At 44.4% G+C, this 21,187-nt stretch carries 20 protein-coding genes; 14 read left to right on the top strand and 6 right to left on the bottom strand.

Features of this window, described 5'->3' with window-relative positions; all coding sequences use genetic code 11:
- Positions 1 to 45 precede the first annotated feature (45 nt).
- Positions 46 to 465 carry a hypothetical protein gene (locus tag AB5123_RS00210; protein ID WP_022288517.1) on the top strand — a complete coding sequence of 140 codons (420 nt, stop codon included), beginning with the start codon at positions 46 to 48 and terminating at the stop codon, positions 463 to 465.
- Between the two features lie 154 nt (positions 466 to 619).
- Here AB5123_RS00210 and AB5123_RS00205 read toward each other — a convergent pair whose 3' ends face one another.
- From AB5123_RS00205 to AB5123_RS00195, 3 genes are all read right to left on the bottom strand, one after another.
- Complete coding sequence (locus AB5123_RS00205) at positions 620 to 2,659, bottom strand: zinc ribbon domain-containing protein (RefSeq protein WP_287214362.1); 2,040 nt, start codon at positions 2,657 to 2,659, stop codon at positions 620 to 622.
- A gap of 203 nt (positions 2,660 to 2,862) precedes the next feature.
- Positions 2,863 to 3,237: a DUF4363 family protein gene (locus AB5123_RS00200; protein ID WP_118162147.1), complete on the bottom strand. Its 375-nt coding sequence runs from the start codon at positions 3,235 to 3,237 to the stop codon at positions 2,863 to 2,865.
- Between the two features lie 13 nt (positions 3,238 to 3,250).
- The gene (locus tag AB5123_RS00195; protein ID WP_287214364.1) at positions 3,251 to 3,937 is read right to left on the bottom strand and encodes a DUF421 domain-containing protein; all 687 of its coding nucleotides are present in this window, start codon (positions 3,935 to 3,937) and stop codon (positions 3,251 to 3,253) included.
- A gap of 110 nt (positions 3,938 to 4,047) precedes the next feature.
- On the opposite strand from AB5123_RS00195, the gene AB5123_RS00190 reads away from it, so the two are divergent.
- The 3 genes from AB5123_RS00190 to AB5123_RS00180 are packed head-to-tail and all read left to right on the top strand — an operon-like array spanning position 4,048 to position 7,743.
- On the top strand, positions 4,048 to 5,547 hold the full coding sequence (locus AB5123_RS00190) for a spore germination protein (protein ID WP_038670772.1): 1,500 nt from the start codon (positions 4,048 to 4,050) through the stop codon (positions 5,545 to 5,547).
- Positions 5,544 to 6,611 carry a GerAB/ArcD/ProY family transporter gene (locus tag AB5123_RS00185; RefSeq protein ID WP_337812333.1) on the top strand — a complete coding sequence of 356 codons (1,068 nt, stop codon included), beginning with the start codon at positions 5,544 to 5,546 and terminating at the stop codon, positions 6,609 to 6,611. The genes AB5123_RS00190 and AB5123_RS00185 overlap by 4 nt, the downstream gene beginning before the upstream one ends.
- The gene (locus AB5123_RS00180; protein ID WP_278634327.1) at positions 6,598 to 7,743 is read left to right on the top strand and encodes a Ger(x)C family spore germination C-terminal domain-containing protein; all 1,146 of its coding nucleotides are present in this window, start codon (positions 6,598 to 6,600) and stop codon (positions 7,741 to 7,743) included. The genes AB5123_RS00185 and AB5123_RS00180 overlap by 14 nt, the downstream gene beginning before the upstream one ends.
- On the opposite strand, the gene AB5123_RS00175 is transcribed toward AB5123_RS00180, so the two are convergent.
- From AB5123_RS00175 to AB5123_RS00165, 3 genes are read right to left on the bottom strand one after another with little or no spacing between them, the layout of a single operon-like run.
- A complete protein-coding gene (locus tag AB5123_RS00175; protein ID WP_022288509.1) occupies positions 7,724 to 8,569 on the bottom strand; it encodes an RluA family pseudouridine synthase in 846 nt (281 codons plus the stop codon). The genes AB5123_RS00180 and AB5123_RS00175 overlap by 20 nt on opposite strands.
- On the bottom strand, positions 8,566 to 9,399 hold the full coding sequence (locus AB5123_RS00170; protein WP_117905619.1) for a hypothetical protein: 834 nt from the start codon (positions 9,397 to 9,399) through the stop codon (positions 8,566 to 8,568). Before AB5123_RS00170 ends, AB5123_RS00175 begins: the two co-directional genes overlap by 4 nt.
- A 44-nt stretch (positions 9,400 to 9,443) precedes the next feature.
- Positions 9,444 to 10,103 (bottom strand): histidine phosphatase family protein, encoded by a 660-nt coding sequence (locus AB5123_RS00165; protein WP_337812332.1) that lies wholly within the window; start codon positions 10,101 to 10,103, stop codon positions 9,444 to 9,446.
- 173 nt (positions 10,104 to 10,276) lie between these two features.
- Here AB5123_RS00165 and AB5123_RS00160 point away from each other — a divergent pair, with 173 nt between their 5' ends.
- The 10 genes from AB5123_RS00160 (at position 10,277) to AB5123_RS00115 (ending at position 21,145) form a co-directional block, all read left to right on the top strand.
- Entirely contained in the window at positions 10,277 to 10,870 is a 594-nt protein-coding gene (locus tag AB5123_RS00160; RefSeq protein ID WP_117927711.1) for a helix-turn-helix transcriptional regulator, read from the top strand.
- A gap of 75 nt (positions 10,871 to 10,945) precedes the next feature.
- Positions 10,946 to 11,944 (top strand): FAD:protein FMN transferase, encoded by a 999-nt coding sequence (locus AB5123_RS00155; RefSeq protein ID WP_368364433.1) that lies wholly within the window; start codon positions 10,946 to 10,948, stop codon positions 11,942 to 11,944.
- Positions 11,945 to 11,971: 27 nt separating this feature from the next.
- On the top strand, positions 11,972 to 13,276 hold the full coding sequence (rsxC, locus tag AB5123_RS00150) for an electron transport complex subunit RsxC (RefSeq protein WP_038670792.1): 1,305 nt from the start codon (positions 11,972 to 11,974) through the stop codon (positions 13,274 to 13,276).
- Positions 13,277 to 13,289: 13 nt separating this feature from the next.
- Positions 13,290 to 14,231, top strand: a complete 942-nt coding sequence (locus tag AB5123_RS00145) for an RnfABCDGE type electron transport complex subunit D (protein WP_038670794.1) — start codon at positions 13,290 to 13,292, stop codon at positions 14,229 to 14,231.
- Positions 14,228 to 14,788 carry an FMN-binding protein gene (locus AB5123_RS00140; RefSeq protein ID WP_022288501.1) on the top strand — a complete coding sequence of 187 codons (561 nt, stop codon included), beginning with the start codon at positions 14,228 to 14,230 and terminating at the stop codon, positions 14,786 to 14,788. Before AB5123_RS00145 ends, AB5123_RS00140 begins: the two co-directional genes overlap by 4 nt.
- Positions 14,781 to 15,464, top strand: coding sequence for an electron transport complex subunit RsxE (gene rsxE / locus AB5123_RS00135; protein ID WP_368364432.1), 684 nt, complete (start codon positions 14,781 to 14,783; stop codon positions 15,462 to 15,464). Before AB5123_RS00140 ends, rsxE begins: the two co-directional genes overlap by 8 nt.
- A gap of 2 nt (positions 15,465 to 15,466) precedes the next feature.
- Positions 15,467 to 16,036, top strand: a complete 570-nt coding sequence (locus AB5123_RS00130; protein ID WP_022288499.1) for an electron transport complex protein RnfA — start codon at positions 15,467 to 15,469, stop codon at positions 16,034 to 16,036.
- A gap of 15 nt (positions 16,037 to 16,051) precedes the next feature.
- The gene (locus tag AB5123_RS00125) at positions 16,052 to 17,323 is read left to right on the top strand and encodes a 2-hydroxyglutaryl-CoA dehydratase (RefSeq protein ID WP_368364431.1); all 1,272 of its coding nucleotides are present in this window, start codon (positions 16,052 to 16,054) and stop codon (positions 17,321 to 17,323) included.
- A gap of 22 nt (positions 17,324 to 17,345) precedes the next feature.
- Positions 17,346 to 18,155: an RnfABCDGE type electron transport complex subunit B gene (locus AB5123_RS00120; RefSeq protein WP_117957683.1), complete on the top strand. Its 810-nt coding sequence runs from the start codon at positions 17,346 to 17,348 to the stop codon at positions 18,153 to 18,155.
- A 206-nt stretch (positions 18,156 to 18,361) separates the two neighbouring features.
- Positions 18,362 to 21,145 (top strand): right-handed parallel beta-helix repeat-containing protein, encoded by a 2,784-nt coding sequence (locus tag AB5123_RS00115; RefSeq protein WP_337812328.1) that lies wholly within the window; start codon positions 18,362 to 18,364, stop codon positions 21,143 to 21,145.
- The last annotated feature ends 42 nt before the right edge of the window (positions 21,146 to 21,187 follow it).

The following is a 21,187-nucleotide window of genomic DNA, read 5'->3' as shown; positions in this document are numbered from 1 at the left end:
TGTAAAAATGTAAAAAATAAATTATTATAGGAAGGAACTGGTGACATGAAAAAAACAACACAGCTTATGGAGGAGCTAAATGGAAGCGATGATATCAACAGTTTTCTAAGCAACAATAAGGATTCTCTTGACAGACAGGATTTTGCACGTTATCTTTGTGAGCTTGTGAAAAAGAAAAAGATGACAAAGATAGAGGTCATAAGAATATCCCAGCTAAATCAAATATATGGATATCAGATATTTGCAGGAGCAAGACTTCCAAGCAAGGATAAGATAATCGCTATCGCACTTGCAATGAAGCTTGATGTTGATACCGTTCAGCGACTTCTGACCCTTGCGGGTGAAGCTCAGCTTTATCCTAAAAACACCCGTGATTGCATACTCATTGACGCAATAAACAAAGGCTATGATGTGGCAAAGCTCAACAAAGTGCTTTTTGAAAATGGTTCACAGTGCCTTAAATAACGATCGTTTCATAAAGCAGCTCCGGTTCTTCGGAGCTGTTTTTTTATTATCGTAACAAATATTATATCACATTTTGACAAGGTTTTCAAGAGTTGTCAGGACATAAAAACACGCCACAGAAAATTTCCGCGGCGTGTTTCTCACTATTTAACTCTTATGGAACGAGAGTTGTGGTTGTTGCCTTATCCTTTGCAGATGTAGTTGTTTCTGCTACAGAAGAATCGGTCTTTGCTGTTGTTGTGGTCGTAGTTGTTGCTTCGTTTGCTGCAGCCGATGAAGAATCGTCAGTTGCAGGCTTTGAAGCCGCACCAGCCTTAGTTGTTGTGTAACCCTCGGCTTCAATTACCTTCTTCTTGAAATCTGCTTCTTTGTTGTAGTAAGATGTTGAGAAGTAAGGCTCTTCAGTAAATGTTTCACCTGTTGCAACGATATTTGAGCAGTAGATCGAAGCATAGAATGAAACTGCCTTTTTCTCCTTATCTGTCTTTACAGTTATCTTGTAAAGATTGTAGAGTGCATTTGTGTTCTCCCAAGAATCATAATTCTTCTTGTTTGTGAATGCAACATAAGTGTCAACGTAATCAAAAGACTCGATAGATGTTACCTTGCCGTCAAAGTCAGCAGGATATGGAGCGTAATGACCCTTTATATCCTTTCTCATGTCTTCGATCTTGTCGTCGAGATATGACTGATAGCTGTCCATAGCAGCCTTGCCGTTGTCAGCTGTTACATATGCAGGGAATGTTTCGTCAACTGTTATTTCCTTAACATAAACAGTGTCGCCCCAATCGTTTGTTTCAGTTTTGCCGGAAAGTGTGATACCATTTCTTGCAAGTGAGGAATAAGGGCTGCAAGTTACCTTGAATGTGCCGCCGATGCCAATATAATCATCGCATGATACTGAGTAAGAAACATTGTCCTTAAGAGCAGCAGGGATAGACTCGTCCTTTACTGAGTAAGGCTTAACAAATGGAACACCGCCTGAGCATTCAAATTCAAGTCCCTCGAATGGGTCGATCTCCTGAGTTTTTTCAAGACCCTCAACAGTGAAATCCTTTGTTACCTTGCCGTCCTTAACGTCGGCTGTCTTGTATGTATAATACTTGTCGTCATATTCAAACCAAGTCATGTCACCGCTTTCTTCTGCGCCATAAACGTCTATGTTAGCTGTAACAGTGTACTTGTCGCCGTTTTTCAGATCTGACTTGTAGTCATAATCATAGTAGATAAATGGATATGCTGAGTCATATGAAACGTCAGCAGAGCCGTTGCCGTCAAAGCCTGAGAACTTGACCTCAACGCCCTTGAAGAAGTCGATCTCCTCACCATTTTTAAGATCCTTTACAGTTACCTCAAACTCAGTGTTCTTTAGCTTTATGTTCTTGTCCTTGAGAGAATCCTCGTTGTACTTTACGGTGCATTTTACCTTGTCACCGTTTTTAAGATTCTTGTTTGCTTTCTTATCAAAAGTGATCTTCAGCTTATACTCGCCATCGCTATTTGTTTTGAGAAGGGCATTTCTCATCTTCTTAGCTTCTGTAAAATCATCAGCTTTGTTAAATGCTTTTGTAAGAGTTTTCTTGTCAAGTGCAAAATACTTGCTTACCTTTGATGACTTGTCAGATGAGCTTGCATAGTCGGAAAGATCATCAAGGTCGCCAAGGTCAAGATCTGTCTCGTCAGCAAGGTCGCCGAGAGCGCTTGTAGCGTCTGCCATTGAATAGTAGCTCTTGTCATAGCAGTTAAGCTCTGCCTCAACATAGCCACAGCCGTCAATGCCCTTAAATTCAAACTTGAAAAGATCCTTTGCGTCGATCACCTGATATTTAAGAATGTTGCACAGAATGATGATCGCAACGATAACAACGATAAGAGCTGCAGCGGCGATAAGTGTTATCTTCTTGTGACCCTTTACCCATTCGCCAAGCTTAGCAAAAGGATTTGGCTTTGCAGCCGCAGGAGCTGCTGCCTGAGCGTAGTTGTTTGCTGGTTGTGCATACTGCTGGTCATACTGAGGAGCCTGCTGCTGTACAGGCTGAGCCTGCTGAACGGGTGCCTGAGCAGGTGCTGCCTGCTGTGTGGAAATGCCTGCTTCGGCTTCCATTTCGGCGACAGACGCACCGCAGCCGCCACAGAATTTTTCTTCTGGACCTATTGGCGCTCCGCACTTAGCACAAAACTTGATAGTGTTCATTTCATACCTCCATTGATACTTCTTTTCTAAACAGGATAAAATTTTTTATCCTATTCATACATTCTAAGTATAATATTAGCAGAAAGAAAAGTCAAGAAAAACTCTTTGAAACCGCCTTGTTCTGTATGATTTTTGTAGATTTGTACAATAACGCAAGAAAAAATCATACACTTTGATAACGTTTTAGACACAATTTTTCTACATTAAAAAACCGAATATAAATGAGGATACTGAGTGTGGTATATCTTCTCTGTCCATGAGCGTATGCTCTCGCACTCTGACAAAAATTCCTCAGAGCTCTTTTCCAATAGGGCGGGGAGCTTTGCCACTGCATAGGAGATATCATCAAGTGTGCAGGATTGTGCTATATATGATATTCTTACATAATATTTATTCCAGGCATTTTCGAGTTCTTCGAGCCGTTGGGCTGTGTCGCTGTCCTCATTTCTGTAGCTGTTTTCAGCGGCGTTCACAAGGCTTATGAACTTATCGTTTTCTTTTTTTACCGCAAATACGGAGAACACTGACATGGCGGCTATGACAGTGAGGATAATAATGCAGGCGGTCAATCTTTTCATTGTGATTGCTCCTTTATACTTTTTTCTTGCCCTTGTCTTTTCTTATGGCAACTATCTGCCCTGAGGGGTCAGCGGTGCAGATGTAAACATCTTTCAGGGGCATACCCTTTTCTCCTAGCTTTTTCATGAGCCACTTTTCGTCCTTGCCGATAAGACCAAGGGCGGAATATATTATCCTTCCGTTGTCGACAACGAGCTGTGGAGGGTCGGTCTGAGATTCTTTTAAGCCCATTCCGCCATTGTTCACAGGTCGAAACTGTGCTTTCTGATAGACCGATATCTTGCCTGTTGTTTCCACCACCGCAAGCTGTACCTCGTTTATATCGAATATACCCATGCTTCTTAGGGACTCCAAAAGATCGTCTGCAGAAAAACGCAGGTCTTTGAGCTGTTTTTGATCTATGATCCCACGGGTCACGACTATTTTCGGAGAGCCGCATATGAGCTTTCTAAGCCCTCTGAATTTAAGCGAGCAGTGAGAGAGTATAACGTCAAGGCACACCAGCGTGAATATAGGCACTATGCCCATTGACATCGGTATAGTCATATCCTCGATAGGCAGGGTGGCGATGTTTGAAAGCAGAAGCGTTATAACAAGCTCCGAGGGCTGTAATTCGCCTATCTGCCTTTTGCCCATAAGGCGTATGCTTATGACAATGAGTATATAAAGTATAACGGCTCTGAAAAAAACTATCAGCATTTTGTTTTCCTCCAATATGGTCAAAGCTATTTTTTGCAGCTTTAATGCAGAATATTCTGATAACAGCCGCAGATAATAAATACAACAAAATTTCATGTAGGAGAAACAAAATGAATACACCCGATTTCAGAAACTACAAAAACGCTGAGATAGATAAGACCATTGACGCCGCCATGACTTCCCTTCGCACCATAACAGGCAATTCAATGGATCTTAACATAATGAATGTGAAGATATGCTCCGTAAGCTGTGCGTTGGTATCCATAGAGGGAATGATCTCAACGAGCGCAATGTCAGAGCTTATTTTCAGACCTATAATGGAGCTTTCTGCACAAAAGTCAAAGGGCAATTCAGAGCAGGTATTCGACTTCCTGACAAAAGAAAGCCTGCTTGCCGCCGAGAGAAAAACGGTCTTTAATTATGGTGACGTCATACAGTTTTTGTTTTCGGGCTTTGCGGTCATATTTGTGGAGGGGCTTTCAAAGGCTGTTGTTTACGGTATCCAAGGTTACGACAAGCGGTCGGTTTCTGAGCCTGCAAGCGAGCAGACTATAATGTGCGCACAGGATTCTTTTACGGAAACAATAAGAACTAATATTTCTCTTGTGCGCCGACGAATGAAAACACCATCGCTGCGGTTTGAGATGATGCAGATAGGAAAGCGTTCTTCCACCGACGTGTGCATGGTCTACATGAGCGACCGGGCAAGCTCAGACGCTGTGGACAGGCTGAGAAAACAGCTCAAAGGCATAAAGCTCGACACTGTTCTCACAAGCGGATATATCGAACCTTTTATCGACGAAGGCTTCGGTTCGTCAGTGTTTTCACAAATGGCTTATTCCGAAAGACCTGATATGATATGCACAAGGCTAAATCAGGGCAGGATATGTGTTTTTGTGGACGGCACTCCATTTGTGCTTATCTGCCCATCGCTTTTTGCGGAAAATTTCCAGACCATGGACGATTTTGCGGAAAAGCCTTTTTACGTCACCTTTATGCGGTGGCTGAAATATATTGCGTTCTTTCTAGCGGTGGCTTTTCCGGGTCTGTATGTTGCACTGGCGAGTTTTCACCCTGAGGTCTTCACATTGAAGCTTCTTCTGAATCTTGCAGTTTCAGAGGAGTCAACGCCTTATCCGTTGACAGTGGAGGTGCTTGTGCTAATGCTTCTATTTGAGATAATGAAAGAAGCAGGCTTGCGGCTTCCAAAGCCTGTGGGAAGCACTGTTTCTATAGTGGGCGGTCTTATCATAGGCGACGCTGCCGTAAAAAGCGGACTTGTGTCCGCACCTCTGCTTATAGTGGTGGGGATAACCACAACATCATCGTTCGTTATACCGAGCCTTTATCAGCAGACGGCTATATTAAGGCTGGTGTATATTCTGGTGGGCGGCGGCTCGGGGCTTTATGGCATTGCACTTTGCACTGTGCTTTTGATGATAAATATAAACTCCATGGACGACCTTGCAGTATCTTACACCGCGCCTGTTACGCCATTTTTCTCAAAGGGTATAAAGGACGTTATTTCAAGGCGGAGCTTTCGGTCATATGAGAAAACTCACAGCACCATTAAAGAATACAAGCTTGACGAAAAGGGGGGAAGCCAATGAAAAAGCTTACGCCAATGCAGTTTTTTGCAATGCTTATCTGTACAAGAGCCTTTTCAATGATGACATTTCTCCCTGAAAGCACCGCAAACGCTTTGGAGCTTATGCTTGGAACAGTGCTGTCTACAGTTTTTCAGATAGTTATGATATGCGGTATGGCGGCTTTCCACAAGCGCTTTCCTAATGATGACCCATGCACCCTTGTGGTGAGCCGTTCAAAGTGGGCAGGCAGGGGAGTTTGTACATTGTATCTTGCATATTTTCTTACAGTGTCATTTTATGTTATCGGCACCTTCACCTATTATATGGATTATTATTTTTCTGATTATATTCCACGGCTCATGATAGTTCTCAGCGTTGCCGCCTGCGGGATATATGTTGCAATGTCAGGCCTTGGGGTCATAGGAAAAACGGGGACAGTGCTTTTTGTACTTTTTCTCTTTGTGACATCCATCCTTGTTATAAGCTCTCTTGAAGATTTCACATTCGTTGATTTTCACCTTGCGGAAAGAAACGTTGGAAAAGGCATTTTTCATTCTGCTGTCAGCGAGCTTGCAAGAAGCTCTTATCTTGCAGTGATAGTTTTTCTTTTACCCTCAACAAAGGGCAATGCAGCAAAAACGTCTGTGTATTTTCTGCTCACAAGGCTTGCCCTTGTTGAAATAGTCTTAGGCTTTATCACAATGATACTTGGAGATTACACTCTTCTTGCAAAACTGCCATTCTTCGCACTTGCGGCATTTTCACGCACTGCCATAATAGAACGCTATGACGCCGCTGTTATGGGCGTGTGGGTAATGCTTTCGGTATATAAGCTGGGAGTATATTTCCATTGTTCAGGCAGATGCCTGAGATATGTTTTTCCTAAGCTCGGTTCTGGATCGGGCGTGATAATAACAGCGGCGATTCCTGCGGTGGCAACGCTCTTTTGGCTTTTGCCTCACAAGTGGGAGAGCATCGCATACGCAGGGCTCAGCCCTATCCCACTCATATTTCTCGGAGGCGTAATACCGCTTCTATGCCTGATATTTGTGAAAAAGGGGGCGAGATCTGATGAAAAAGCGTAAGATACAGGTAGTTGTTGTGCTTTTTATCGCAGCAGTGACGCTGTTGTTTTCTTCTTTCGGCAGGCAGGTGGATATTGAGGAGCGTGTTCTTTGCCACGCCATGGGCGTTGACTATGAAAACGGGGAATACAATGTGTCATTGCAGGTCTTTAAGACCCAGAGTATGGGTTCTGACACTCCTCTTGATGTGAGCCAGTCCAATATACAGACTGTCAATTGCAAAGGCAGGAGTATCCGAGACGCCATTGAGGGCTGTCAGTATCAGATAGGCAGGGAGATCTTTTTTGGCCATCTTCAAATAATATGCTTTAATAAAAATATAGATCTTTCCTCTCCGGAGGAGCTGTTCTCTTTTGCTATAAAGGACAAAAATGTTTTTCTTGGAGTGGAGCTTTGCTTGGCGGAAAATACCGCAGAGGAGCTTATGAACGTTCAGCTAACAAGGGGAACGATGTCCTCAGAAAACTTCACACAGGTCATAAAAATGGGTGTGAAAAACGGCATAACGGTGGAGTGCCGCCTTATCGATCTGCTTTCCTGCATAAGATCACCGCAGTATATCGCTATGCCGGTTATCTCTATCAAACAACCGCTGGGGGATTTTGCGGAGAGCCATGAGGAAAAGTCAGCGGAACAGCAGGAGCCGCTTTTGGAAATAAAAAAGACCGCCCTTATACGAAAAGGTACGGTGCTTGAGAGCTATCTTTCCCACGCTGACGCATCAGGCTGTCTGTGGCTCACGGGAAAGGCAGAGCAGTATTATGATATGATCGAATATAATGGAAGCCCCATGGACGTTAGGATAACCTCTGACAGCCACAGCCTGAAGCTTGATAACGAGAACGGCAGGCTCGTATGCAGATTGAAGCTCACTGTTCTTGCACACACTTCTCTTGATATCCGTGACGAGAAAAGCTCAGACCAGGTGGCTGCACTTGTGAAACAGCGCCTTGAAGAAAACATCACAGGGGTGTGGAACAAAGCCCTGTATGAGAACAGGACGGATATTTTTGATGTGTGGCGGCTTTTCCGTCACAAATATCCGCAAAGCTATCTGAAGTATGCCGACCGCCTTGATGAAGTGCTAGGCTCGGTGGAGCTTGAAACGGATATCACCTGTCGGGTGTCATAAGACAGAGCATATCCTCGGGAAGCGGTGCGGTAACAGTCACTATCCTGCCGTTTTCGGGGCTTTGAAAAGTCATTTTCTCGCAGTGGAGAGCCTGACGGCTTATAAGAGGGCTTGCCTCGCCATAAAGGTCATCACCCAGGAGAGGATAGCCCATAAAAGCCGAGTGTACTCTTATTTGGTGCGTTCTGCCGGTTTCAAGAAAGAAGTCCACAAGAGAAAGATCTCCCAGCCTTTTGCGTACAAGATAATCCGTTGCGGAATATTGTCCGTCAGCCCTCACACAGCGTTTTATTATAGTTTCCTGCTCCCTTGCGATAGGCGCACAGATACGCCCGCCGCAGTGGGGCAGGTCTTTTATTATTCCAACATAGGTCTTTTCAAAGCTTTTTTGGAGCATTGCGGCGCTTCGCTGACTTTTCGCCACAAGCACACAGCCGCTCGTGTTGCGGTCAAGGCGGTTGACAGGTCTAAAAGCGAGGCTTGGATAAAGTGCGGCAAAAAGATTTCCCAGCGTATCGTCACGATGTTTTATTGACGGGTGGCAGGGCATAAAAGGCGGCTTTGAGAACACCACCACCTCGCTGTCCTCATAGAGGATATCAGCTTTCAGGTCAGGATTAGGGTCAAGAGCTTCACCGTCACCCTCGTTTATCATGATGATGTCATTTTCATATACAAGGTCAACAGTGCGGATAAGGACGCCCTTTCTTGTCATGCCGTTTTCAGTGCGTTTGAGCCTTGTTATGAGCCTTTTTGAAAAGCCCCTTGAACGCAGTACACATTCAAGGGCTTTTTCATTTTCTTCTTTTGTTATTGTCACAGTCATTTGCTGTATTTCCTCCAGCGCTTTATCATTGACGGCATTTTGTCCTGCCAGTAGCTTCCCATTATATCCTGCAAAAACACTATATAGCTTAGTCTGAAATATGGATAGATGATAAAAACAGGATATACTAACAGAAGTGCGGGGATATACATAACAAAGCTCAGCAGGAACGAGATATATCTGCCATGCTGACCGTCCATGAGCCTTACAGAAAGATCGCAGGCGTCAAAAATGTTGGTGCGTGGGTTTAGAGTCATTATATATGGCGCAAGGGCAAGGGATATCCAGTAATGCACCATAAGTCCGAAAAACACAACAGACAGACCGAGTGAGAACATGAAACAAAGAAGACCTGCGGAGGTAAGCTCGCTGAGCTTGCATACCCAGCCCCAATAATACACGCTGTAGGTTGAGATAGCGAAAGGTACTGCGGAAAATAATTTCAGCGAATTAATTATAATGGAAGAAAACATGGTGTGAGAATAATATACATAAGAATGTGAGTTTATATACTGCCTCGATCCCACATAGCTGTCTGCTCTTGCAATATCAACAAAAAATCTGCGGACAGTCCACATTTCAAAAGCTGCAAAAGGTATAATGACAATGAGGTCAAGAAACCAGAATAGCCTTACGGAAACATGATCTTTTATTCCCTGCCACGAGAAAAAGTACTCCCAGCCGATGCGTTTGAAAAGCATAAAAAGGGCAAGCTCGCACAGACCAAGAAATACAAATACCGCAAACAAAAATGCCGTGAGCGATACGCAGTTTCCCATGTTCTGGCTTATATTTTTTCTTGCCGATAGTTTTATCTCTTTGTTTGTCAAGCCTTTTCCCCCCTCGTTTCTGTTTTTACTGTTTACTTATCCTCTTAGTCGGTATAATAATCCTCAACAGTGTAATCAGGCATTTCCTCATATTTTGGCGGATATGTTCCTATTACCTCGAAAGCGTTTGAACGCTGCCACATGGAAGCTGTCACCATGACTTCAAAGCCCTCGCCGAAATCGCAGGCGTAGTCCATAGGCTTCCTTTTCGGCACACCGAAGCCTGCCAGCATATTCATTATAAGACCTCCGTGGGTGCATACCGCAACATTTGTAAGACCCTCGTACATCATATCGGAAATGATGATGTTCAGAGCTTCATAACAGCGGTTTATGACCTCTCTTGTTGATTCGCCGTTCGGCGGAGGATTGTCAAGTCCTCCTTTTATGAACTGCTCATAATCAGGGTCATTCATAAGCTCATCAGCGGTCTTGTTCTCAAACTTGCCGAAGTCCATTTCACGAAGCTCAGGCATCTCAGCCACAAGTCGGTTCGGCTGGAGTATAGACATAGTCTGTTTGCACCTTTTTAAAGGCGAGGTGTAGACCTTTTGCACAGACGGGTAATCATACTTTTCTATCTTTTCATAAAGCTGGTCAGCACCCTCTCTGCACAGCGGCAAGTCGGTAGTACCGATATAACGTCCGTCAAGATTTGCCTGCGTCATTCCGTGACGGATAAATGCTATTCTGTAGCCTTTCATATTTAAAATACCTGCTTTCTTTTTCTTTTATGATAAGTGCTTTAAAACCTGCACAAATTTTTTTCACTTAAATACGTCATTTTATAGATTTTATATTTACAAATACATAAATTTATAGTATAATAGAATAATGGTTGAAAAGCCAATATGATTTTATATATGGGAGATATTACATGAGCAATGACAGCAAAGATGAGCTGACTCTCAGGATAGGTGAGAAGCTTACCGCCGCAAGGATAGAAAGCGGCTATACACAAAGCCGTGCGGCTAGAGCAGTCGGCACCAGCCAGTCTTGCATATCAGCCGTTGAACACGGCAAAAAGCAGAACGTCAATATCATCATTGCTCTTATAAAGCTTTACGGTGCTTCCTATGAAGATGTGTTCGGTTTAGTCAAGGTCAGAGAAAAAAACTCTGCGTTAGGCTGTCCGGACGAGGGAAGCGAGCTGCTGAGGGAGCTTATAAAAGACAGCGGCATAAAGGGTCTTGAAACTCAGACGGACATGGCGGTGAAAATATGCACCTATATGCTTTTGAGAAAGCTTTACTCTGAAAATCCTCACAACTCCCACAAGCTTTTTGAGCTTGACACTGAGGAAACTATGGAACGCTGTGTAAAATATCTTTCCGCTCAGCCTGAAGACCTTGACAGGATCCTTGGTATGGCAGGAAAAAAGGTGAACAGGCTCGAGGTTTCAGTGGGGAAAAATCCCGAACTGAGGGCGTTTATCAAAGAGTGCGAACACATTTTGCTCGCTTGCACATAAGAATTTTGATACCGATGTTATCATACTTCGGATATTATAACACACTTTTCAACTAATTTCAAGTGAGGTATAAAAATGAAAAAGCCTGAAAGGCGGCTGTTTGTATCGGTAGCGTGTGCGGCGGCTATTATGGTGTGCGGAGCGGTGATGATGCACTTAGATAAAAAGCCAGATGAAGCGACATTTTTCGCCATGGATTGCCCATGCACAGCCGCTGTTTACGGAGGTGAAGCAGAGCAGGTGAAAGAGCGGATAAAGGCTTTGGAAAAGCTTTATTCGCCTTATGAGGAAGGCTCGGAGATATCACGGCTCAATGAGAGCGGCAGGCTTGAGCTTTCTGAGGAAACTGCACAGCTTATAGAAAAGAGCATAGAGCTTACAAAAAAATACGGCGGAGCGGATATTTCCGCAGGGGCAGTGACGGAACTTTGGAACGTCACCGGTGAAGAGCCGAGAGTGCCTGAGCAAAGTGAGATACAGACTGCTCTTTCCACTGTGGGATATGAGAATATAAAGCTTTCGGGGAGCGAATGTGTCCTTGAAAACGGCACACAGATAGACGTGGGCTGTGACGGAAAGGGCTTTGCCCTTGACGAAGTGAAAAAGCTTTTGGATAGTGAAAAAGCCGATTGTGCGGTGGTGAGCTTTGGCTCGTCAACGCTTCTTTATGGGCAGAAGCCGGATAAAACAGATTTCAAGGTTGCGGTCACAGACCCTTTTGATGATGATAACATCTGCCTTAGCTTCACAAGCGGCGGCGGATTTGTTTCCACATCAGGAGGTTATGAGCGTTATTTTGAAGCGCAGGGCAAAAAGTGGAGCCATATTTTTGACCTGACAACAGGCTATCCATGCGAAACAGACCTTGTTTCAGTCACTGTGATAGGGCAGAGCGGCATTGAAACCGATTTTCTGTCTACCTGCATTTTTATTGGCGGAAGCGTTGAGCTTGACAGGTGGCTCAGTGATGAAAATATAGAAGTTATTGCCATTGATGAAAATGGCATAGTTTATTGCTCTGACAGTATAAAGAGCAGGATAAGTATAAGTGATGATAAATTCAGGTTTGAATAGTCATAAAGTATGATAAGGGGGAAAATTATGAAACTCAACAGCATTTTTCTTTCCCACAAAAAGGGGACGGAAAACAGCGAAACTATCGCCATGCCGCTGCCTGCAAGAGTGAAGATATCCATGTCACAGCACATGGGAGCACCTTGCGAGCCGACAGTTGCCAAGGGTGACAGAGTGCTTGTGGGACAGGTCATAGGCGAAAGCAACGCTTTTATGTCATGCCCTGTTCACTCGTCTGTGTCAGGCACAGTGGCGGCGATATCCGAACTGCTCACAGCAGGCGGAAAGGTGTGCAAAATGGTGGAGATCGACACCGACGGAGAGCAGGAGGTATCACCCGACGTAAAGCCGCCTGTTATAACAGACAAGGCGAGCCTTTGTGAAGCCGTAAGGCAGTCAGGCTGCTGCGGAATGGGCGGCGCAGGCTTCCCGACGCACATAAAGCTCAACTTTGACGAGAGCAAATACAAGGTTGATACTCTTGTTATAAACGCCGCTGAGTGTGAGCCTTACATAACAAGCGACTATCGTGAGATGATGGAGAACGCTGACGATGTTATGTGCGGAATAAAGCTCGTGCGTGATATGCTGGGGCTTAAAAAGGTCGTTATCGGTATCGAGGACAACAAGCCACAGGCTATAAAGCTTATGCGTGAAAAGTCGGCTGATGATGAAAGTATCGAAGTAAAGGTGCTGAAGTCATGCTATCCTCAGGGTGCAGAAAAGGTGATAATATTCAACGCCACGGGACGTGTAGTTGGCGAGGGTCAGCTTCCGTCAGATCAGGGTGTTATCGTAATGAACGTTACCACAGCAGGCTTTATCGGTGAGTATTCCAAAACAGGTATGCCACTCATATCAAAGCGTATAACTGTTGACGGTGACGTGGTATCTACTCCATGCAATGTGAAAGTACCTATAGGAACTTCTGCGGAGGATATACTGAAATTCGGTGACTGTGATAAAGAAAAGGTTAGAAAAGCCCTTTTTGGCGGTCCTATGATGGGAATGTGCCTTTATGAGCTTGACACCCCTGTGACAAAGACCACAAACGCCATTCTTGCATTTGGTGAAAAGGCTGATAAGAAAAAGGGTATCGAGGACAGGTGCACACAGACAAACTGCATAAAGTGCGGAAGATGTATCTCTGCTTGTCCGCTGAATCTTATGCCTACAGAGCTTGAAAAGGCTTATGACAGGCGTGATAAGGAAGCTCTTATGAAGCTAAAGGTGGGTCTTTGCATGAACTGCGGTTCGTGTTCATACGTCTGTCCTGCAAAGAGAGATCTTGCAGAGAAAAATCAGCTTGCAAAAGCTTTCATAAGAACATAAGGAGGTAAGAAAAATGGAAAAAATGCTTGTCAGCCCTTCGCCTCAGATAAGGGATAATATTTCTACCTCTAAGGTGATGACCCATGTGCTTGTGGCGCTTTGCCCTGCACTTGCAATGTCTGCCTATGTTTTCGGCGGACGTGCACTTATGCTCACAGGCTTCTGCATGATAACGGCACTCATATGGGAAAGGCTTTGCAATCTTATAATGAAAAGGCCTGATTCCACAAAGGACGTTTCGGCACTTGTGACCGGTATGCTTTTGGCGTTCAATCTCCCTGTGACAATGCCTTATTGGCAGGCTGCTATCGGCACATTCGTTGCTATCGTTATAGTAAAGCAGCTTTTCGGCGGTCTGGGACAGAATTTTGCCAACCCTGCTATCGTGGGAAGAATAGTTCTTATGCTTGCTTTCACAGGCAACATGACCCATTGGGTAGTGCCTTTCTATGACCCTGACAATATCGTAACAGGTGCGACCCCTCTTGCGGCGGCACATTCCGCCCCTGCCGATTATCTAGATCTTTTCCTCGGAAAAGTAGGCGGCTGTCTTGGCGAGGTGTCTGCGGCGGCATTGCTCATTGGCGGCATATACCTTATAATGATGAAGATAATCTCAGTACATACACCCCTTGCATTTATCGGCACAGTTTTCGTGTTCTCATATCTTTGCGGCGAGGACGGTATCTATCAGATACTTGCAGGCGGCGTAATGCTCGGTGCATTCTTCATGGCAACTGACTATGTTACAACTCCTGTTACAAAAACAGGCAAGGTGATATTCGGTATCGGCTGTGGTATCATCACTTGTGTGATACGCTTCTTCGGCTCTTATCCTGAGGGTGTTTCATTCTCAATACTGCTTATGAATATACTTACACCATATATCGACATGATAACAAAAACAAAGCCTTTAGGGGCTATAACAAAGAAGAAGGAGGCGAAGTCTGAATGAAAGATAAAATAATGCCTCCATTGGTGCTGACTATAATATGTATAGTTGTCAGCGGACTTTTGGTGCTTGCCTATAATGCCACATATGTTGACAATACAGGTGTTCTTACAGACGATATGAAAAAGGGCTGTGAGGAGATATTCGGCAAGGGCGATTATGAGATAATGCTTGACGGCGAGGGTGACAGCAAGACCCCTGTCACATTTGATACAGAGGGCGTGAACTCCATTATCACAGATAAAGATAACGGCAGATGCGTTATCGAGATAACTGAGGACGGCTATTCAAAGGGTGGACTTCATCTGCTTATCGGTATAAACAGCGAGGGAACTGTCGAGGGGATAGAATTTCTCTCTATAGGCGAAACTCCGGGTCTTGGTACAAAGGTGCAGGACGATAGTTTTCTTTCAAAGCTAAAGGGCTTTGGTGTTGACACTGATGAAAATTCTATCGACAATGTTACCGCTGCCACCTATTCTTCAAAGGGAATGAAATCTGCGTGCAAAAAGGCTGTGAAGCTTTTTGACGAGCATAAGGAGGAGATACTCAATGGCTGAGAAAAATTCTAATCTGTATGAATTTACAAAGGGTATCATAAAGCAAAACCCGACACTTGTTACGCTTCTTGGTATGTGTCCGACGCTTGCAGTCACAACAATGGCGAAAAACGGTATCGGCATGGGACTTGCCACAACGTTCGTGCTTGTCTGCTCAAACTTTGTTATATCCCTTTTGAAAAACGTTATCCCAAAGGCTGTAAGACTGCCTTGTTTTATCGTAATAATCGCAGGCTTCGTTACTCTTATCGAGTTTCTTATGAAAGGCTATATACCTGAGCTTTACAGTGCATTAGGCGTATTCCTGTCCCTTATCACGGTAAACTGTATTATACTTGGCAGAGCGGAGGCTTTTGCCAGCAAGAACAAGATATTCCCGTCCATACTTGACGGACTTGGAATGGGTCTTGGATTTACACTTTCACTTTTCACAATGGGATCTATAAGAGAGATACTTGGAACAGGCTCATGGTTCGGCTTCAAGATACCTTTCCTGTGCGACGATCCTATGACAGTGTTCATCATGCCGGCAGGCGGATTTTTCGTGCTTGGCTGTCTTATCGCACTTGTGAACAAGGTAGCGAACAAGAAGCCGCCAAAGGAGATATCCTGCTCAGGCTGCCCAAATGCGGCTTTGTGCAAGGGTCAGTGCAGAACAGAGAGTGAGGAGGCATAAAAATGAGCTACATACTTATACTTATCGGCTGTGTGTTCGTAAATAACGTTGTGCTTTCTCAGTTCATGGGAATATGTCCTTTCCTTGGCGTATCAAAGCAGATGAAATCATCTGTGGGAATGGGCGCAGCAGTAATATTCGTTATGATATGCGCAACAGCTATAACATATCCTGTATACAGACTGCTTGAGCATTTTGGTATAGAGTATCTAAAAACAGTGGCATTCATACTTGTTATAGCAATGTTCGTTCAGCTTGTTGAGATAGTCATGAAAAAGATGATGCCGCCTCTCTATAAGGCACTGGGCGTTTATCTGCCTCTTATCACAACCAACTGTGCAGTTCTCGGTGTTACTATCGGAAACATAGACAACGGCTATAATTTTCTTCAGTCCCTTACAAACGCACTTGGAACAGGACTTGCGTTTACTCTTGCCCTCTTGCTTTTCAGCGGAGTAAGAGCAAGGATAGAAAACTGCGATTTTCCTGAAACTTTCAAGGGCGTGCCTGCAACGCTCATTGCGGCGTCTATCGTTTCGCTAAGCTTTATGGGCTTTTCGGGAATAATCTGATAATAATTTATCGATATGAAACGATCAAAGGTTGAATTTACAAAGCCGATGAAAAAGACCCACACTATATTGATACCATCAATGCTTGACTTCCACTTTCCGCTGCTTAAATATGCATTTCTTAGCGGCGGATATAAGTGCGACGTTATCGGGGTGAACGAATACAGTCGGTCACAAATGATAAACGCAGGCTGGGAATATTCAAATAATGATGTCTGCTTTCCCTGCAACCTCATAATAGGACAGTTCATATGTGCATTGAAAAGCGGCAAATATGACACCGCAAAAACAGCCCTGCTGCTGCCTCAAACAGGAGGAGGGTGCAGAGCGTGCAATTACATTATGCTGCTGCGAAAAGCTCTTTTGAAAGCCGGTCTGCAAAATGTTCCTGTGGTGTCACTTAATGTCAGCGGCGTTGAGAAACACAGGGGATTTTCCATAACGCCTAAAATGGTGCTGACGGCTTGTGCAGCGATCTATTACAGTGACTTGCTTTTGTATCTTTATAATGAGCTTGCACCCTATGAACTAAAAAAGGGTGAAACGCTTGATAAAGTCCGCCTATGGAACAGCAGGCTGTCACGGCTCTTTGAACATGGCAAAGCAGCCGATCCGATCTCAATGTTCGTCATATTCCGCAAGATATGCGAAAGCTTTGCTACAATAAATTGTGATAAAAGCAGATCGGTCAAAAAGGTCGCCGTAACAGGGGAGCTTTACATAAAATTCTGTGCTCTCGGCAACGGCGAAACGGAGAAATACCTCCGTGATCTCGGTTGTCAGATATATGTGAGCGGCTTTGTTCCATACATAATGTACCTTGCCGATTCCTGTACAAATGATGATAACATTTACGGAAGAAAAACCTTGGCAGGTGTGGGAGCAAAAGTCCTTATTGCCTATATGAAAACGCTTTGGTGCAAAATGAATTCTGCACTTGTACAAAACGGTTTCGAGCCTATGGAAGACTATAGATCCTTGAAAAGCTACGGTGAAAACTTTGGCTGCCTTGGCGAAACAATGGGGGACGGCTGGCTTATCGGTGCAGAAATGTGTTCAGCGTTGAAGAACGGCTGCAAAGGTGTTGTGATGCTGTTGCCGTTTGGCTGCCTTGTGAGCCACACCTGTGCAAGAGGCATAATAAAGCGTATAAAAAAGCTCTACCCAGACAGCATCATAACGGCGGTCGATCACGATTCGGGAACAGCGGACGTTAATATCAAAAACCGCATTAAGATGACCCTTGATTTTATGGATAATAATATAATGAAACACAACAAAAACTGAAATTCTGAAAGAGGAGAATGATATGGAATATTTGATCCCTTTGGCTATATTTGCCGCTTTGGGCATATTGGCAGGCGTTCTGTTGACGGTGGCTTCAAAAGTTTTTGCCGTTGAGGTGGATGAGCGTGTTGACGCTATCGCAGAAGCTCTTCCGCAGGCAAACTGTGGTGCTTGTGGCTTTTCAGGCTGTGCAGACTATGCCGACGCTATCGTGAACAAAGGTGCGGAATGTAACCTTTGCCGTCCTGGAGGCGAGGCTGCTGCAAAGAAGATAGCCGAGATAATGGGCGTTGAAGTGACTGCAGCAGAGCCACAGGTGGCTTTCGTGCGCTGTTCGGGAGATTGCTCTCATACACCGCATAAATACGATTTTGACGGCATTCAGAGCTGTGCGGCGTGCAACAGGTTTTATGACGGAAGCAAGCTTTGCACAAGCGGCTGTTTAGGCTACGGCGATTGTATCAAGGTCTGCTCTCAGGGGGCAATATCTATCGTTGACGGCATTGCCGTTATCGACAAAGCAAAGTGCATGGGCTGTGGGCTTTGCGCAAAAGCCTGTCCAAATGGTCTTATCGCAGTGAGAAGGATCTCTCAGGCTGTGGATATCTGCTGTTCATCAAGAGATGTGGGCAGAGTGACAAGGTCTGTTTGTCCTAATGGCTGTATAGGCTGTAAGCTGTGCGAGAAAAACTGTCCGTCAGGTGCTGTTACAGTGCAGAACAACCACGCTGTTATCGACTATGAAAAGTGTACAAACTGCGGAAAGTGTGCAGAGGTGTGCCGTGTCCACGCTATCAGGTCTATCATGGGCGAAAAAGTGGAAGTGCAGTAAAATATTTTGCTTTAAAGGCTCTCTTGACGTTTATGCGTCAGGGGAGCTTTTTTTTGTGCCAAAAATACACAGCCAAATTTGTGCAGTGTTCACGAAAAGTTTAGCGTTTGTTGACAGATACTTATAAATGATTTATAATACTATTTGTACGAATAATTGTCAGCGGCAAGAAAAATATAGCCGAACTTTAAGGAGAACACAGCAGAATGAACATTAAAGACTACAGAATTATCAGTGAAAAAAACGTTTTCAGACGGATAGCGGCACTTTTGACAACGCTCTTGCTCGTTATCACAGTGATTCCCGAGGGCTTCTCTACGGCTATAATATCGGTGGCAGAAGCGGCAGATACGGCTGTGACAGGTGCGTATTTTGATACAGACGGCATGGAAATCGTCACTTATAACGTGGTTAATGACTTCGGTGCAGACAACACAGGAAACGCCATGACCGGAAAGCAGATACAGCAGGCACTTGACGCTGCACAGGAAAATTCAGGACATGGCATTTTCACAAAGGTCGTGATACCAAAGGGAACGTATCTTATTTCTTCTGCACTTGTGGTATACAGCGATACTTGGATATACTGTGAAGAGGGCGTTGAGATAAAAAGGTGCATTTCCTATGGACCTATGCTCAGGTGTGATAATAATGGTGTCGGCGGCTATGACGGCGTTAAAAATGTTATCGTCGAGGGCGGGCTTTGGAACGGGAACACAGATCAGTGGCCAAATACCGCAGATTTTTCAAATATCAGATTTGCACATTGCAGAAATATTCTTCTGAAAGATATGCACGTCAAAAATAACGAGAACGGTCATCATATGGAGATAGGCGGTGCGGCCGACGTCACCATAGAGGGCTGTACTTTTACAGGATATACAGGCTACAGGAAAAAAGAAGCCATTCAGCTTGATTGCATGAACAACAGCAGAGTTTTTGCAGGCTATGCGCCTTTTGACGATACATCATGCGAAAATGTGGTCATAAAGAATAATCTTTTCTCAGGCATTTGCAGAGGTCTTGGTTCTCATTCCGCCACTCTGGGTATATATTATACAGATATCCTTATTGAGGGCAACGTTTTTGAGAACCTCGACGATGTGGCAATGATAATGTACAATTATAAGAATTGTACCATAACAAATAACACTATCACAAACTGCGCAAGCGGTATAGACTTCAAGGCAATGTCCAGCCTGCCTAACAACAATTTCAATCCCCCTGTGGTGAAGTCTATGGAGGAAGCAGTTGACGGCTTTGAGGACGACGCAAACTCTGTTATTTCATCTAACACTATCTCTGTAAGCGGTGATGACGAATATGGCATTACAAGCGGCATACGCCTGACAGGGTATGAGGTCAAGGACAATGGTGTTATCCCTGACTATAATTTCAGAGTGGCAGGAGTAAAGATCATCGAAAATCGAATCGAGAGCAACGGAACCACTATCGCACTTAATGACGCTGAGAATTGCAGTATCGAATCAAATATTCTCGTTACAAAGCAGGATGGTGTTAATTACAAGGATAAAAATGGTCTTGCTCTCAACGAGTGTGATAATATAAAGATAACAGATAACTATATTTCAGGCTCAGCCAGAAACGGTGCTTCCCTTACTGACAGCTCAGGGAATACCCTTGAGAACAATACCATAGAGAACGTTGGAATGAACGGAATAAATATCTACAACGGCTCTGAGAACAATATTGCAAGCTCAAACAGCGTAAATTCAGCGAAAAAGCATGGCATAGCAGTGGCTGCTAATTCTTCCGCTGTGATAAAGTCCAACAGCATTTCAAAGGCGGGGGACACGGGCATTCTTATTTATAACGGCTCAAAGGGCGAGTGCTCAGGCAACAAAGTTAAAAATGCCGTAGGGCATGGTATCGTGTTCAGCAAGAACGCTTCGGGCAAGGCGACCTCAAACACTGTTTCTGGCGCAGGCAAGCATGGCGTGCTTGTTACAGACCACTGCGGCAGTGTGGCTCTAAGCAATAATAAGATATCAAACAGCAAGCAGAACGGCATTTGCGTGTCAAATTACAGCAATTCTGTGAGTGTAAATTCAAACAGCATAAGTGGCTCAGGAAAAAGCGGCATAAGCGTAAGCTCTCACAGCAAGGCTTCGCTGAAAGACAACGCTGTGAACGGTTCAAAGTCTGCGGCAGTGTCAAAGAGCGCTGATTCTTCTATCAGCCTGCCGAGAGTATCAGGATTGTCTGTTAATTCTGTTAATAACACGGATATACAGATCAGCTTTTCCGGCAGATCAACTAACAAATGCGGTTATGAGATATACAGGAAAACAGGCGCAAAGGGAAAATATTCTGCCGTGGGGACGACTGCAAAAGGAAAGTTTACAGATGGATCTTTCAAGGCAAACACAGATTATTATTACAAAGTACGCTGTTATGAAACGGTGTCAGGTAAGAAGGTATACGGTGGATATTCCGCTGAGATAAAGGTAAGATCAGCAACGAAAAGATCTGTCGGGAAGGCGTCTGTCAAGGTGTCAAATCAGGTGTGGACAGGTAAGGCGCTGAAGCCTGCTGTCACTGTAAAGGACGGAAATGTCACCCTCAAAAAGGACAGGGACTATACTGTAAGCTACTCCGCAAACAAGGGCATAGGCACTGCTAAGGTGACTGTCACAGGGAAGGGAAGCTACACAGGTAAGATAACAAAGACTTTCAAGATAAACCCACAGGGACAGAGCATTTCTGCCAAGGGCGACAAGAGCGGAAAGAAGATAGCGGTCACTCTTGCAAAGCACAGCTCAAATTCAGGCTATCAAGTGTCATATGCCGACAACAGCGGCTTTAAGAACAGCAAGTCCTTGTGGCTCAGCGGAAACTCAAAGAACAAAGGCACAATAAAAGGTCTTAAAAGCAAAAAGACATATTACGTCAAGGCAAGGGATTATAAGACAATTGGCAAGACCAAAGTGTACGGCAAGTGGTCGGCTGTGAAGAAGGTAAGTATTTAGGGCAAAAAATTTTCCAAGCCGATTGACAAGGCTCTTATAATG

It is taken from the genome of Ruminococcus sp. RTP21204st1_B2_RTP21204_210225, assembly GCF_040914135.1.
In the GTDB taxonomy this organism is placed as follows: domain Bacteria; phylum Bacillota; class Clostridia; order Oscillospirales; family Ruminococcaceae; genus Hominimerdicola; species Hominimerdicola aceti.
Note: the sequence above shows the minus strand (reverse complement) of the source record. Positions and strands in the feature narration are given on the sequence as shown.